The organism is Vicinamibacterales bacterium, assembly GCA_041659285.1.
GTDB lineage: Bacteria > Acidobacteriota > Vicinamibacteria > Vicinamibacterales > UBA2999 > 12-FULL-67-14b.
Genome location: JBAZYO010000008.1, coordinates 96796 through 110284, shown reverse-complemented (window position 1 = coordinate 110284; position 13489 = coordinate 96796). Strand labels below are relative to the sequence as shown.

The 13489-nt window shown below is 67.7% G+C and carries 15 protein-coding genes; 7 read left to right on the top strand and 8 right to left on the bottom strand.

What is annotated here, in order from left to right; translation table 11 throughout:
- The first annotated feature begins 7 nt into the window (after nt 1-7).
- Together WC815_14615 and WC815_14610 are read left to right on the top strand one after the other, a co-directional pair.
- Complete coding sequence (locus WC815_14615; GenBank protein MFA5910010.1) at nt 8-358, top strand: hypothetical protein; 351 nt, start codon at nt 8-10, stop codon at nt 356-358.
- Nucleotides 355-1338: a pyridoxal-phosphate dependent enzyme gene (locus WC815_14610; protein MFA5910009.1), complete on the top strand. Its 984-nt coding sequence runs from the start codon at nt 355-357 to the stop codon at nt 1336-1338. Before WC815_14615 ends, WC815_14610 begins: the two co-directional genes overlap by 4 nt.
- Here the strand turns inward: WC815_14610 and WC815_14605 are convergent.
- On the bottom strand, nt 1331-1870 hold the full coding sequence (locus WC815_14605; GenBank protein ID MFA5910008.1) for a hypothetical protein: 540 nt from the start codon (nt 1868-1870) through the stop codon (nt 1331-1333). The two genes, WC815_14610 and WC815_14605, sit on opposite strands and share 8 nt — an antisense overlap.
- A complete protein-coding gene (locus tag WC815_14600) occupies nt 1871-2587 on the bottom strand; it encodes an SDR family oxidoreductase (protein ID MFA5910007.1) in 717 nt (238 codons plus the stop codon). It lies immediately after the preceding gene.
- Nucleotides 2588-2605: 18 nt separating this feature from the next.
- Between WC815_14600 and WC815_14595 the strand changes: the two genes are divergently transcribed.
- Nucleotides 2606-3451 (top strand): hypothetical protein, encoded by an 846-nt coding sequence (locus WC815_14595; protein MFA5910006.1) that lies wholly within the window; start codon nt 2606-2608, stop codon nt 3449-3451.
- A 3-nt stretch (nt 3452-3454) separates the two neighbouring features.
- Here the strand turns inward: WC815_14595 and lipB are convergent, their stop codons facing one another.
- The 4 genes from lipB to WC815_14575 form a co-directional block, all read right to left on the bottom strand.
- Entirely contained in the window at nt 3455-4102 is a 648-nt protein-coding gene (lipB, locus tag WC815_14590; GenBank protein MFA5910005.1) for a lipoyl(octanoyl) transferase LipB, read from the bottom strand.
- Nucleotides 4099-5355, bottom strand: a complete 1257-nt coding sequence (locus WC815_14585; GenBank protein MFA5910004.1) for a dihydrolipoamide acetyltransferase family protein — start codon at nt 5353-5355, stop codon at nt 4099-4101. Before WC815_14585 ends, lipB begins: the two co-directional genes overlap by 4 nt.
- Before the next feature lie 45 nt (nt 5356-5400).
- Nucleotides 5401-6825 carry a dihydrolipoyl dehydrogenase gene (gene lpdA / locus WC815_14580; GenBank protein MFA5910003.1) on the bottom strand — a complete coding sequence of 475 codons (1425 nt, stop codon included), beginning with the start codon at nt 6823-6825 and terminating at the stop codon, nt 5401-5403.
- A 182-nt stretch (nt 6826-7007) separates the two neighbouring features.
- Nucleotides 7008-7226, bottom strand: a complete 219-nt coding sequence (locus tag WC815_14575; protein MFA5910002.1) for a hypothetical protein — start codon at nt 7224-7226, stop codon at nt 7008-7010.
- A 45-nt stretch (nt 7227-7271) separates the two neighbouring features.
- Between WC815_14575 and WC815_14570 the strand changes: the two genes are divergently transcribed.
- Nucleotides 7272-8654, top strand: a complete 1383-nt coding sequence (locus WC815_14570; GenBank protein MFA5910001.1) for a sigma-54 dependent transcriptional regulator — start codon at nt 7272-7274, stop codon at nt 8652-8654.
- 16 nt (nt 8655-8670) lie between these two features.
- On the opposite strand, the gene WC815_14565 is transcribed toward WC815_14570, so the two are convergent.
- The gene (locus WC815_14565) at nt 8671-8976 is read right to left on the bottom strand and encodes an HU family DNA-binding protein (protein ID MFA5910000.1); all 306 of its coding nucleotides are present in this window, start codon (nt 8974-8976) and stop codon (nt 8671-8673) included.
- 108 nt (nt 8977-9084) lie between these two features.
- On the opposite strand from WC815_14565, the gene queF reads away from it, so the two are divergent.
- Nucleotides 9085-9435, top strand: a complete 351-nt coding sequence (gene queF, locus WC815_14560) for a preQ(1) synthase (protein ID MFA5909999.1) — start codon at nt 9085-9087, stop codon at nt 9433-9435.
- Here the strand turns inward: queF and WC815_14555 are convergent.
- Nucleotides 9432-10232, bottom strand: coding sequence for a hypothetical protein (locus tag WC815_14555; GenBank protein MFA5909998.1), 801 nt, complete (start codon nt 10230-10232; stop codon nt 9432-9434). The genes queF and WC815_14555 overlap by 4 nt on opposite strands.
- Nucleotides 10233-10536: 304 nt before the next feature.
- Here WC815_14555 and WC815_14550 point away from each other — a divergent pair, with 304 nt between their 5' ends.
- Together WC815_14550 and WC815_14545 are read left to right on the top strand one after the other, a co-directional pair.
- On the top strand, nt 10537-10704 hold the full coding sequence (locus WC815_14550; protein ID MFA5909997.1) for a hypothetical protein: 168 nt from the start codon (nt 10537-10539) through the stop codon (nt 10702-10704).
- A 98-nt stretch (nt 10705-10802) separates the two neighbouring features.
- On the top strand, nt 10803-13412 hold the full coding sequence (locus WC815_14545; GenBank protein ID MFA5909996.1) for a M14 family metallopeptidase: 2610 nt from the start codon (nt 10803-10805) through the stop codon (nt 13410-13412).
- The last annotated feature ends 77 nt before the right edge of the window (nt 13413-13489 follow it).

The following is a 13489-nucleotide window of genomic DNA, read 5'->3' as shown; positions in this document are numbered from 1 at the left end:
TACAGGGGTGGTCATCGTTGCCGTGGACGATCTGATGTTTGCATCGCGCATCTCGAGCGCCGCCAAAGCCCTGGGCGTCGAAATCGCCTTCGCGCGCTCGCCCGAGGCGATTGTCGAGGCGGTCCGGACCAAGGCGCCGCGCCTGGTCATTTTCGACCTCAACAGCGTGAAGGTGCGTCCGCTCGAGGCGGTGGCCGCGCTGCGGGCCGACCCGGCGCTGGCCTCGGTGCCGACCGTCGGGTTCGTGTCGCACGTGCAAACCGACCTGATCGCCCAGGCCCGCCAGGCCGGCGTCGGCCAGGTGATGGCCAGGTCGGCGTTCGTGACGCAGTTGCCGCAACTGCTGCAGGGTTCATGATGTTGCCCACCGCGCTCGATATCTACGAAGCCAGGCGGCGGCTCGCGCCGCACCTGCAGCCAACGCCCTTGCTGCCGTCGCACTGGCTGTCGTCCATTGCCGACGGCAGCGTCTTCCTCAAGATCGAGTCGCTCAACCTCTCCAACTCCTTCAAGATCCGCGGCGCGCTGAACGCGGCGTTGCGGCTAATCGAGCCGGCCGACGACGGCGCGCCGGTGTCGCCGCGGGACCTGACCATCGTCACGGCCTCGGCCGGCAATCATGGGCGCGCGTTGGCGCTGGCGGCGGAGCGGCTGGGCATGGCGTGCGTGGTCTTCACGCCGGCCGGCGCGCCTGAAGCGAAGAAGAACGCGATTCGCCGCCATGGCGCCGTGCTCCACGGCGAGTGCGACGACTACGACGCCGCCGAGAAACAGGCCAGGCAGTACGCGGTGGCCGAAGGCGCGGTGTATGTGTCCCCGTACAACCACCCCGACGTGATCGCCGGCGCCGGCACGATCGGCCTCGAGATCGTCGAGGCGATGGCGGGCTTCGACGTGGTGGTGATCCCGCTGGGCGGCGGCGGTCTCGCCAGCGGCATGGGCCTCGCGCTCAAGGCCGCGGCGCCGCGCGTGACCATTGTCGGCGTCGAAGTCGAAGCGTCGTCTCCGTTCACGCTGAGCCTGGAGGCCGGGCGCATCACCGAGATCACGCCGCGGCAGTCGCTCGCCGACGGCCTCACCGGGAACATCGAGGCCGGCAGCATCACGTTCCCGCTGGTGAAGCAGGTCGTGGACTACATAGTCACCGTCAGCGAAGACGACCTGGCGCGGGCCATGAAAGGCCTGGCCACCGAAGAGCGGCTAATCGTGGAAGGCGCCGGCGCCGCCGCCACCGCGGCGATCATGGCCGGCAAGGCCTCGGCGCCGGGTCAGCGCGTGGTGACGATGATCAGCGGCAGCAACGTGGACCTGCCGAAATGGCTGTTCACCATCAGCTAGGCCAGGCGCGCAGCTTCGCCGCCAACAGGGCGGCGGAGTCAACCGAGGCCAGTTCGGGCGCCGGCGGGCGAATGTGGGTCAGGTCCGCCAGCAACCCGCGCAGGTGATCGAGGTCGGTGGCCTCGGTGGACGCCACGGCGTGCACCAGATCCAACTTCGACTTGCCCTTCGTCGTCAGCAACACGGTGTCGATGGTGATGGCGCCGTGGTGAATGCCCCGCGCGTGAAGCTCCGCGACACCGTCTGAGATCTCCGCGACAATCTCCGAGGCGCGGCGGCCGTTGAATGGCTGGCCGCCCATGATCAGGCGCAAGCTGCGGCCGAGCACGAACTCGCACGCGGCGAACGTCGCCGACCCGTCGTGCACGATGTCGAAGATGGTGACCAGCGACGGGTGAAAGATGCCGCGCAGCCGTTCGTCGAGACGCATCACCGGCCGCAGCATCACGGTCTGCGCCGTCTGCATGTCGCGCGCCTTGACCGCCGCGCCCGGCGGCGCCACTTCCAGCGGCTCGTAGCGGTTGGCGATCACTTAGCTCTTCTGCGGCTTCGAGGGACGGATCTCGACGCGGCTCGGCAGGCTGCGGCCGGGATGGTTCAGCACGTCGACGATGGCTTGTGCCACATCTTCCGGTTGGAGCTTCCAGTCCGCGCCGGTCGTCTCTTCACGGCCCGAGAACCCGGTCGCCACCGAACCGGGCAGGATGTAAGTGACGCGGATGTTGTCGCCGCGCAGTTCCTGCATCAGCGCTTCGCTGAACGCGTTCAACCCGGCTTTCGACGCGCAGTAGGCGGCGCCGCCAACGAAAGGGTTCTTGCTGGCGAGGCTGCTGACGTTCACGATCCAGCCGCCGCCGCGCTCGCGCAGCACGGGAATGGCCGCCTTGCAGCAGTTGAACACGCCGGTGAGGTTGGTGCCGATGATGCGGTCCCATTCATCGTGCGGCATCTCCGAGATCGGCACGCCGACGCCGACACCGGCATTGTTGACCAGCGCATCGAGTCCGCCGAATCGGGCGGCGGCGGTCCGCACCGCGAGCTCCGCCGACGCCGGGTCGCGAACGTCGCAGACAATGCCCGCCACGCGGCCGGCATCGCCGCCGGCCGTGGCCAGGGCGCGCTCCGCACGCACCACGCTGTCGCTGGAGGTACCGGTGATGGCCACCTGATCGCCGTGCCGGAGGAGCGCTTCCGCCAGCGCGTAGCCGATGCCCCGCGTGCCGCCGGTGACCAAGGTGACTCGTGCCATGCCTATAGAATAGTCCGCGTGCCGACTGTCGTGATTCTGGGGGCCGGGGAAATCGGTAGCGCTTTTGCGCGCCAGCTGGCCGCCACTGACCTGGTGTCGCGAATCGTCCTGGTGGACGATCTGGGCACGGTCGCCGAGGGCAAGGCCCTGGACGTGGCGCAATCGGGGCCGGTGGACCGGTATCACACGGTGATGGCGGGCACCAACGACGTCGCCGCCGTGGTGGGCGCCGCCATGATCGTGTTCGCCGATCGCGCGGGGCAGCCCGGCGGCGAGTGGCAAGACGAGGCGGGGCTCGCGCTCCTGAGACGGGTGGCGGGACTCAACCAGTCGGCGCCCTTGCTCTGCGCCGGTGCCGCCCAGTCCGGGCTGGTCGAGCGCGGCGTGAACGAACTCGGCATCCCGCGGACGAGGCTGTTCGGCACCGGCGCCGAAGCCTTGCGATCCGCGGTCACCGCCATCACCGCGCTCGAAGCGAACGCGGCACCGTCGGACATCTCGCTGTCGGTGCTGGGCCGGCCCCCGCACCAGGTGATCGTGCCGTGGGATGAAGCGGCGATCGGCGGGCGCACCATCCCGCGCGTGCTGTCGGCCGCACAGCTGGCCCGGCTCGACGCGCGGGTGGCGCGCCTGTGGCCGCCCGGCCCCTATGCGCTGGCGGCGGCCGCCACCCGCATCATTCGCACCGCGATCACGCGATCGCCGCGCCTCCACATGGCGCTGGTGGCCGTGACGCGAGACGAAGGCACGCCGGGCCGCTCGTCGATGATGCCCGTGACCCTTCAGCCATCGGGCATTGCAACGGTGGTGGCGCCGGCGCTATCCACACGCGACCGCGTGCGCTACGAAACGACCCTCCGCTAGCTGCTAGAGCGGTTCGCGCGCGAAGACTTCCGACAAATGGCGGATAAAGCGATCTTCGACCTCGTCGAGCTCAACGGCACGGCCGGTTTGGGCGGCCAGGGAGGTGACGGCGCGGTCGGCGATGCCGCAGGGAACGATGAGGTTGAAGAAGTCGAGGTCGGTCGTGACGTTGAAGGCGAAGCCGTGGCTGGTGACCCAGCGCGAAATGCGGACGCCGATGGCGCCGATCTTCGCGTCGCCGATCCAGGCCCCGCTCATCCCCGTCACGCGATCGGCCACCACGCCGTAGTCGGCGCACACGCGGATCATGACCTCCTCGAGATCGCGGACATAGCGGTGCACGTCGCGCCGGTCCGGATTCAAGTCGATGATTGGATAGCCCACCAGCTGGCCGGGCCCGTGATACGTGACGTCGCCGCCGCGGCCGGTCTCGAACACCTCGACGCCGCGCGCGGCCAGCAGGTCGGGCGCCGCCAGGATGTGCCGCCGGCCATCCTTCTTCACGCCGATGGTCAGGACATGCGGATGCTGCAGGAGCAACAGCGTGTCGGGAATGCGCCCGGTCTTGCGGTCTTCGACCAGCCCGCGTTGCAGCTCGAGCGCGTCCGCGTACGGGACCACGCCGAGCCGCCGGACCTGGAGCGGTGTCACACCTGTGCCGGGTCGAAGGTCTCGATGCCCTTCTTGACGTCAGCCATGAACTGATCGGCCACCGCGCCGTCCACCAGCCGGTGGTCGTAGCCCAGCGTCAGGAAGCCCATCAACCGAATCGCAATCGCATCGTCGATCACCACCGGGCGCTTCTCGATGGCGCCAACGCCGAGGATGGCGACCTGCGGCTGGTTGATGATCGGCAGGCCGAACTGCGCGCCGAAGTTGCCGGGGTTGGTGATGGTGAAGGTGCCGCCGTGCACTTCCTCGGGATTGAGCTTCTTCGCGCGGGCGCGCTCCGCGATGTCCTGGATCGCCTTGGACAGGCCGAGCGTGTTCTTCTCACCAGCGGCCTTCACCACCGGCACGATCAGCCCGTTCTCAAGCGCCACGGCAATGCCGAGGTTGATGTCGCTGCGGTAGATGATGTTGTCGCCGTCGATGGAGGCGTTGATGACCTTGTGCCGGCGCAGGCAATCGACCACCACCTTGGCGATGAAGGACGTGAACGTGAGCTTCGCGCCCGACCGTTCGAACTCGTCTTTCTTCGCCTTCCGGATCTGATCGACGCGCGAATAGTTCACCTCGAACACCGAGTAGACGTGCGCCGAGGTGCGCTTGCTGACCACCATGTGCTCGGCGATCTTCTTGCGCATCACCGACATTGGGACAACGGTGTCGCCGGCCGCCCGCACCACCGGCGTCGAGGGGTGTTCCTGGGCGGGCCGGGCAACCGCCGGCGCCGCCGGGACCGCGGCCGCACCGCTGTCGATGAAGCCGAGGATGTCCTGCTTGGTGACGCGGCCACCGATGCCCGATCCGTGGATCCGGCTGATGTCCACGTTGTGTTCCTTGGCAATGCGACGGACCAGCGGCGAAGACTTCTGGCGGTCACCGGGTGCGTCGGGTGCATCAGGTGCATCAGGTGCGTCAGGTGCCGCTGGTGCCGCTGGTGCCGCGGATGCAGTAGCTGCGGCAGGTGCAGCAAGTGCAGCCGGCGCTTCCACCATCTCGCCCGCGGCGCCAATGGTCGCGACGACGCTGTTGACCGGGACCGTCTCGCCTTCCTTCACCGCGATCGACATCAGCACGCCGGCGGCGGGCGACGGGATCTCGGCGTCAACCTTGTCGGTTGAAATCTCGAACAGCGGCTCGTCGCGGTCCACCGCGTCGCCGACCTTCTTGATCCAGCGGACGATGGTGCCTTCCGCAATCGACTCGCCCATCTGGGGCATTACTACCGGTGTAGACATAGTTACTTCTCAAGTTACAGGCTCGGACGCCCCAGGCCTCAGGCCCTAAATATGAATGGCGGCTCCGTGCGCCGCGTGCGCCGCTTCGAGCACGGCCTCCGACATGGTCGGGTGCGCGTGGATGGTCCTGACCAGTTCTTCGACGGTCACTTCCATGCGCAGCGCCATCACCGCCTCGGCCACCACTTCGGTGGCGCGCGGGCCGATGATGTGGACGCCCAGGATCTCGTCGTATTTCTTTTCGGCGACGATCTTCACGAAGCCGTCGGTCTCACCCGCCATGCGGGCGCGCGCCAGGGCGCGGAACGGAAACGTGCCAATGCGGACCTCGTGGCCCTGCTCCTTGGCCTGCGCTTCGGTGAGGCCGACGCTGCCGATTTCCGGATCGCTGTAGGTGCAGCGCGGCACGTGGTCGTAGTTGATGGGCTGCACGGCGTGGCCGGCAATCCGCTCCGCGAGCAGGACGCCTTCCATCGATGACACGTGCGCGAGCTGGTAGTGCGGCCCGCCCATGGTGATGACGTCGCCGATGGCCGAGATGCCGGGGACGCTGGTCTTGAACAGCGAATCCACTACCACATAGCCGCGGTCCATCTTGATGCCGAGCGCTTCCGCGCCGAGGCCTTCGGTGACCGGGCCGCGGCCGGTGGCCACGAGCAGCAGGTCGAAGCTCAGCTTCTGCGACTTGCCATCACCGCTCTGCACGTCGATGTCGACGCCCTTGGCGCCCGCCTTGGCGGAGGTGACCTTCGAGCCGGTCATCACCTTGATGCCGCGCTTCTTGAACGCGCGCTCGAGTTCGGCCGACACCGCCTCGTCTTCACCCGGCACCACCCGCGGCAGCAGCTCGATGACGGTGACCTCGCTGCCGTAGCTCCTGAAGATCGACGCGAACTCCACGCCCACCGCGCCGCTGCCCATGATGGCAATCGACTTGGGGACGTAGGGCAGGTGAATGGCTTCGTCGCTGAAGATGATCCGCTGGCGATCGACCTCGATGCCGGGGACGCTGCGCGCCGCCGAGCCGGTGGCGACGATGATCTCCTTGGCCGCGGTGAGTTGCTGCTTGCCGCCGTCGTGCAGCGTGACCTCCACGCCCTGCTTGCCGGTGAGGCGGGCGGTGCCCTTGATCCAGTCGATCTTGTTCTTCTTGAACAGCATCTCGATGCCGCCGGTGAGGCCCGAGATCATCTTGTCTTTGCGCGCGTGCACGGCCGGCATGTCGATGGTCACGGCGGCGCCGTCGACACCGAGCAGGCCCCATTCCTTCGCGCCCTGCGCGACCTTGAGCGCGTGCGCGTGCTCGAGCAGGGCCTTGGTGGGAATGCATCCCCAAATCAGGCAGGTGCCGCCCAGCGCCTTCTGCTTTTCGACCACCGCCACCTTGAGGCCGAGCTGCGCGGCGCGGATGGCCGCGACGTACCCGCCAGTCCCCGCGCCAACCACTACCACGTCGTATGCGTTCGCCATATAGATCCGTTACCAGATATGAATGCGGTGCCGCACGAGCGTCGCCAGCCGTCTTGCCCTCCTGAGCCTTGGCCAAGAGGAAGCCTCCGGCGAAGGCGGCCAACCCCTCAATGTCGCTCGGAACTGAACGGAAGGTCAAGCGCCCGCCTCCGCCAAGGCTTCGGCGGGGTAAACCTCGCAAGTCAGCGTTTCAGCTGCGTCAGCGGGACGAATGTTTCTTTCGGCTTGGGCGCGGGAGGCGTCGACGGGTCGACTTTGGCCTTGAGCTCGCCATGGTCGAACTTGAGCTGCCAGTACATCTCCGTGATCTGCGCCAGCTGGCGGGCGGTCCGCCGGGCCTGTGCGTACGCCACCACTGCCACCGATAATGCCGCCAGCGCCACGATCCAGACACTCGTCATAGGGGTTGAATTGGTCCCGGGGTCAGACCCCTTATACTCCTCTTGATGTCGGTCCGCCGCAAGACCGTGCTGGTGATTGACGCCCAAGACGAGGCGCGCGAGCGCCTGTCGCAGACCTTGCGGCGCGACTACCGCGTGATTCGCGCCTCGTCCGCGGAAGCCGGCCTGGCGCTGATGGACCGCGAGGACGTGGACGTGCTGGTCGCTGACATGCAGCTGCCGGCGCTCGCCGGGCTGGACCTGCTGCAGGTGGTGCGGGAGAACTTCCCGCTGGTCGAGGTGATCATGACCTCGACCGCGCCCGACGTTGACGGCGCGGTCAGCGCGATCAAGCTGGGCGCCTACCACTTCCTCACCAAGGACGCCGACCCCGACGTGTTCCGCGCGCTGGTGCGCCATGCCGGCGAGCGCCAGGACCTCAATCGCCACGTGCTGACGCTGCAGGACGCGGCCGGCGAGGCGGGGGGCCGCGACTTCATCACCGGCCCGAGCACCGCGCTGAAGGACGTGCTCGAGACGGTGCACAAGGTGGCGAAGCTGTCGGCCACCGTGCTGATCCTGGGCGAGAGCGGCACCGGCAAGGAACTGCTGGCCCGGCTCCTCCACCGCGAGTCGGCGAATCCGGAGGCGGCGTTTGTGGCGGTCAACCTCGCCGCCATCCCGCGCGAGCTGGTCGAGAGCACGCTCTTCGGTCACGAGAAGGGCGCCTTCACCGGCGCCGTGCAGCAGCGCATCGGCAAGTTCGAGCTCGCCAACGGCGGCACGCTGTTCCTCGACGAGATCGGCGACCTCAAGTCCGACCTGCAGGCCAAGCTCCTGCGCGCCATCCAGGAAGGCGAAGTGGAGCGGGTCGGCGGCACGCGGCCGGTGCGCACCGCGTTCCGGCTGATCGCGGCCACCCACGTCGACCTCGAGCGGGCGGTGAAGGACGGGACCTTCCGCGAGGACCTCTTCTATCGGATCAACGTGATTCCCGTCCGGCTACCGCCGTTGCGCGAGCGCATCGACGACATCCCGGTGCTGGCCGACTTCTTCCTCCGCCGCTACAGCGCGCGCTTCCACAAGCCGGTCCGCGGCATCGCGGAATCGACGCTGCGCATGCTGTCGCACTACTGGTGGCCGGGGAACATCCGCGAGCTGGAGAACCTGATTGAGCGGCTGGTCGCGGTCTCGGACCACGAATGGATCACGGATGAGGACCTGCCGTTCGAGTTCCACGTGGTGGAGCTCGATCGCACCAAGTCGGACACCAGCCTGCTCGATCGCGCGCTGGGGACCTTCGAGCGCAACTTCCTGGTGCGGGCGCTCGAGCGCAACGCCTGGAACGTCACGCAGACGGCGCGCTACCTGGGCGTGCCGTTGAGCACGCTGAAGTTCAAGATGGAACGGCTGGAAATCCGGGAGCTGGCGAGGAAGATCAAGAAGTAGGTCCCTCGCCAGTCCGTTACTTTGCCTTCTTGGGAAGAATGGCGTCTTTCAGCTGCTTGACGATTCTCGCCTTGACCACGGTCTTGGGGGCGATTTCGATCGGCTGGCCGGTGGCCGGGTTGCGGCCGGTCCGGGCCTTCCGGTGCTGTACGACGAGCTTCACCATACCGGGGATCACGAATTCACCGGTGCGCTTCAGTTCCTTCTCGCACAGGATCGCCAGCTCGTCGAAGAACTCGCGCGACTGCGTACGCTTGATGTCGAACCGTTCGGCGAAGTGTGAAAAAAGCTCCGACTTGCCCATCCTCCGGGCTTCGTCCATCGTGTCCCCCAGGGTCAATGTTGGCGGCGTGTATGCTAACCCCGACCTTGGGGGCTGTCAATCGCCGCCGATCCGAAGACTGCATCCTTTTGCCGTAGACTGATCACCATGTCTACCGCGTCGACCATCGAGACGTTTCCCAACCCGCGGCCCGAGCGTGAATTCGAGATCGCGATCGACTGCCCCGAGTTTACGTCGATGTGCCCGAAGACGGGGTTACCCGACTTCGGTGTCATCCGCATCCGCTACGTGCCGGACGCCCGATGCATCGAACTCAAGTCTCTCAAATACTATCTGCTGGAGTTCCGGAACAAGGGAATTTTCTACGAGGCGGCCACCAACCAGATTCTGGACGACCTGGTCGGCGCCTGCGCCCCTCGCCGGATGACCGTGGTGGGCGACTTCACCGCCCGCGGCGGCATTACCACCAAGGTCACGGCGGAGTACGCCAGGCCCTAGAGCTGGTGCCGGGTTTCTACCCCGGCTTCCTCATCCTCCGCGCCGGGCCCCGCTTCATGGCGCCCGCGGCCGGCGTGTGCGCCGCACAGCGCCCGGGCCATGGCGTCCAGCTGGTGGTGGAGCTCGGCCGGGGCGCGCATGGTGGACACCGGCACCCCCGAGTTCACCGCCGAGGCCACCGTCCGGTAGTCGCTGTTGACGCTGTAGTCGATGTTCAGCCCGAGCACGCGCTCGATCTGCCCGGTCGACAGCACGCCGAACTCGGAGGCCCGGTTCAGCACGATCTTCAGGCGGTCGCCACCAACGCCGGTCAGCTTGACGGCGTCGATCAGCCGCTGCAGGTTGCGCAGGCAGGGCACGTCGGGATTGGCCACCAGCATCACCGTCTCCGACAGCTGCAGGGCCATGGCGCCGCAGGTGCTCAGGGTGCTGCCGACGTCCACAATCACGAAGTCGTACAGCGCGTTGAGGCAGCGCAACATTTGCTCGACGCCGTCCACGTCGCGCGACGCCGGCCGGCCGAATTCGTCGCCGGCGGCGAGCACGTGCAGGCCGCACTCGTGGTGGATGACGAACTTCGAGATGGCGCCGGGATCCAGCCAGGAGAGATGGTCAATGGCGTTCAAGACAGTGTGCCTCGGCCGCAGGCCGAGGAACAGGGCGACGTCGCCGGGGCCGGTCTTGAGGTCCACGATCACGGTCGGCTTCCGGGAAAGGCGGCGAATATCCGCGGCACCGTTCACGGCGAGCGTGGTGGTGCCGGTGCCGCCCTTGGTGCCGAGGTAGCTCACGATCATGCCGGGAGCGGACGCAACCCGTGTGCCAGAGCGAGAAAGCGGAACCTCCGAGGAGAAGGCCCGGCCTCCGTCCCCAGCCGGTCCCGGAGCCCGCCACAAATGTAAGGGTGTCCACGTGATTCGTGGCTGAGGCGGCGCCGCCCAGGCGATGCTGGAATTCGGGACGAGCCGGTAAATCACGGCAATTCGACAGGTTCCGAGGCCAGCGGCGGCTGGCTGGTTCCCGGCACGTGCCTTGCTCTATGGGTCAGCGTCTCCCTCGATTGTCCGAAGACCAACTATGGCCATTACCAACTCTCAACCCGTGCGACCCGCCAAAGACGAATGGGGTGTCTACGACCCCCAGCAGGCTGGACTTGCCGCGCTGTTTGCGCGGATCGACTCCCGCTCGACGACGCCGGTCAGTGACGGCCCCAAGGCCACAGAGAATCCCGCCGCACTCGAGCGGCCAGCCCTGCGCGACGCGAAGTAGCCCTTCCTCGTTCCTCACAGTCCCTTGGGGTGCCACCGCGGCACCCCACTTTTTTGTACGCGCGACCCGCCGTTGCGAAGGCGCTATGATCGCGCGTCATGCGCGCACGATCGATCGGCCTGCTCCTGGCGTCCATTCTCTCGGTGTCGCTCGGCGCCCAGTCGCCGGTGGCGCCGCCGGCGATCCAGACACCGGAGGCGATGTTCGGGTTCCGCATGGGCGCCGACGGCCAGCTCGCCGACTGGCCCACCCTGGAGAGATACTTCACGACGGTGGCGGCGGCGTCCGATCGCGTCGAGCTGGTGGACGCCGGACCCACCACCGAAGGGCGGCGCCTGGTCGCCGCGATCGTGTCGTCGCCCGAGAACATCGCCCGGCTCGATCAGATCCGGACCAACGCGCTGCGCCTGGCCGACCCGCGCACGCTCGATGAGCCGGCGGCCATGGCGCTGGCCGAACGCCAGCCCGTAATCGTCGCGCTCGGCATGAGCATCCACGCCACCGAGATTGCCGCCACGCAGGCGGCGCCGGAGCTGTTGCACACGCTGGCGACGTCCCAGGATCCGGAAGTCCTCCGCTCGCTGCGCGACGTGGTGCTGATCCTGTTTCCGTCCCTCAATCCCGACGGCCACACCATCACGGTGGATTGGTACCGCAAGTGGAAGGGCACCGAGTTCGAGGGCTCGAACATGCCGTGGCTGTACCACAAGTACGTCGGCCACGACATCAACCGCGACGCGTTCATGATGAACATGGCGGAGAACCGCTCGCTCGCGGATTTCTTCTATCGCCGATGGCATCCTCAGGTCTTCCTGACCATGCACCAGATGGGACCGCGCGGCCCACGCTTCTTCGTGCCGCCCAACACCGACCCGATCGACCGCAACTACGACCCGCTGATCTGGCGGATCGCCGGCCTGCTCGGCCACGCCATGGCCCTGTCCCTCGAGGAAGACGGCCGCTCGGGCGTGCTGCAGAACGCGCTGTACGACTACTACTGGCCCGGCTACGAAGACTCGGCCCCGCTCGGCCACAACACCGTGACGATGCTGACCGAGGCGGCGAGCGTGCGCATTGGCACGCCGATCACGGTGGCGGCGAATCAGCTGACCGGCGGCCGCGGCTTTCCCGATCACCAGCCGTCCACCACCTTCCCGAACCCGTGGCCCGGCGGCGCCTGGCGCCTCCGCGACATCGTTGACTACGACCTCTCGGCGGCGCGGGGCCTCCTCGGCGGCGCGGCGCGCTACCGCGAGGACCTGGTCCGCAACTTCTATCGCATGGGCAAGCGGCAGGTGGAACTCGGGCTGAAGGGCGGGCCGTTCGCGTTCATCATCCCGCCGGAACAGTTCGACGCGCACGCGGCGCGCAAGCTCGAACAGCTCCTGATCGAGGGCGCGGTGGAGATCCGGCGGACGGTCGAGCCGTTCCGCGTCGCCGACACGGTCTACCCGCAGGGCACCGACATCATCCTGATGGCGCAACCGTTCCGCGCCTACGCGAAGACGCTGCTCGAGAAGCAGGACTATCCGGTGCGCAAGCCCGCGCCGGGCGCGCCGGTTGACCGTCCCTACGATGTCGCGGGCTGGACGCTGCCGCTCCAGATGAACGTGAAGGTCGATCGCATCGAGCAGTACTTCGAGCCGCCCACCACCACGCGCCTCGATCGCGCATCAATCGCGCCGGCGCGTGTCTGGGGCGACACCAAGAAGGCCGCGTACTACGTCATCGACGGCCGCGGCAATGGCGCGAGCATCGCCCTCAACCGGCTGCTCAAGGCCGGGGCGCGGGTGTCGTGGCTCGCCGTACCGCTGGAGATCCAGGGTTACACGTATCAACCCGGGGCGATGGTGGTGACGGAAGCCAAGGGCGTGCGCGAGGCCGTGGACGCCGTGGCTCGCGACCTGGGCCTGCGCGTCACCGCCGCAGCAGGACGGCCGCCGCAAGACGCGCGGCCGCTGGGGCGCGCGCGGATCGCGCTCTACAAGCCGTGGGTCGAGAACATCGACGAGGGCTGGACGCGCTGGCTGCTCGAGCAGTACGAGTTCCCGTTCGAGACCATCACCGACGCCGACATCCGGCGCGGCGGCTTGCGCACGCGTTTCGACGCGGTCGTGATCCCCGATCAAGGCGCGGAGCGCCTGATCGCCGGTCACCCGGCCGGCACCATGCCCGCGGAGTACGTTGGCGGCCTCGGCATGGAGGGCGCCGACATGCTCCGCCAGTTCGTGGATGGCGGCGGCACGCTGATCGCGCTCGACTCGGCCAGCGAGCTGGCCATCAACCTGCTCGACGCGCCGGTGAAGGACGTCACGCGCGGGCTGCCCCCAAACGAGTATTTCTGCCCGGGCTCGGTCATCCGGCTCGAGCTGGATCCGGATCCGCTCACCTACGGCATGCCTCGCGAGACGGCGGGGTTCTGCGCGTTCAACAGCGCGTTCGACGTGGTGCCGCCGGCCGCCACCGCGCCGGGAGGCGCCGCGGCGCCCACGGCTCGCGTGGTCGGGCGCTATGCCAAGAGCGGCGTGCTGCTGAGCGGCTGGCTCGAAGGCGAGCGCGTGATTGCCGGCAAAGGCGCGCTCGTGGAGATCAAGTCGGGCCAGGGCCGCGCGATCCTGTTCGCGTTCCGGCCCCAACACCGCGCCCAGTCACACGCCACCTTCCGCCTGTTCTTCAACGCGCTCCACGGCTCGCGTAGCGCTCAGTAATTGCCGTACGGTAACGCCCGTCGCGTCGCAGAAACTGCGCCGCGGACAGGACGGCTTCGGCGAATTCCACGAGAAAG

Coding starts and splice junctions, on each gene's coding strand:
- WC815_14610 (MFA5910009.1), top strand. CDS start 355: ATGATGTTGCCCACCGCGCTCGATATCTACGAAGCCAGGCGGCGGCTC.
- WC815_14600 (MFA5910007.1), bottom strand. CDS start 2,587: ATGGCACGAGTCACCTTGGTCACCGGCGGCACGCGGGGCATCGGCTAC.
- WC815_14585 (MFA5910004.1), bottom strand. CDS start 5,355: ATGTCTACACCGGTAGTAATGCCCCAGATGGGCGAGTCGATTGCGGAA.
- lpdA (MFA5910003.1), bottom strand. CDS start 6,825: ATGGCGAACGCATACGACGTGGTAGTGGTTGGCGCGGGGACTGGCGGG.
- WC815_14575 (MFA5910002.1), bottom strand. CDS start 7,226: ATGACGAGTGTCTGGATCGTGGCGCTGGCGGCATTATCGGTGGCAGTG.
- WC815_14570 (MFA5910001.1), top strand. CDS start 7,272: ATGTCGGTCCGCCGCAAGACCGTGCTGGTGATTGACGCCCAAGACGAG.
- WC815_14565 (MFA5910000.1), bottom strand. CDS start 8,976: ATGGACGAAGCCCGGAGGATGGGCAAGTCGGAGCTTTTTTCACACTTC.
- queF (MFA5909999.1), top strand. CDS start 9,085: ATGTCTACCGCGTCGACCATCGAGACGTTTCCCAACCCGCGGCCCGAG.
- WC815_14555 (MFA5909998.1), bottom strand. CDS start 10,232: ATGATCGTGAGCTACCTCGGCACCAAGGGCGGCACCGGCACCACCACG.
- WC815_14545 (MFA5909996.1), top strand. CDS start 10,803: ATGCGCGCACGATCGATCGGCCTGCTCCTGGCGTCCATTCTCTCGGTG.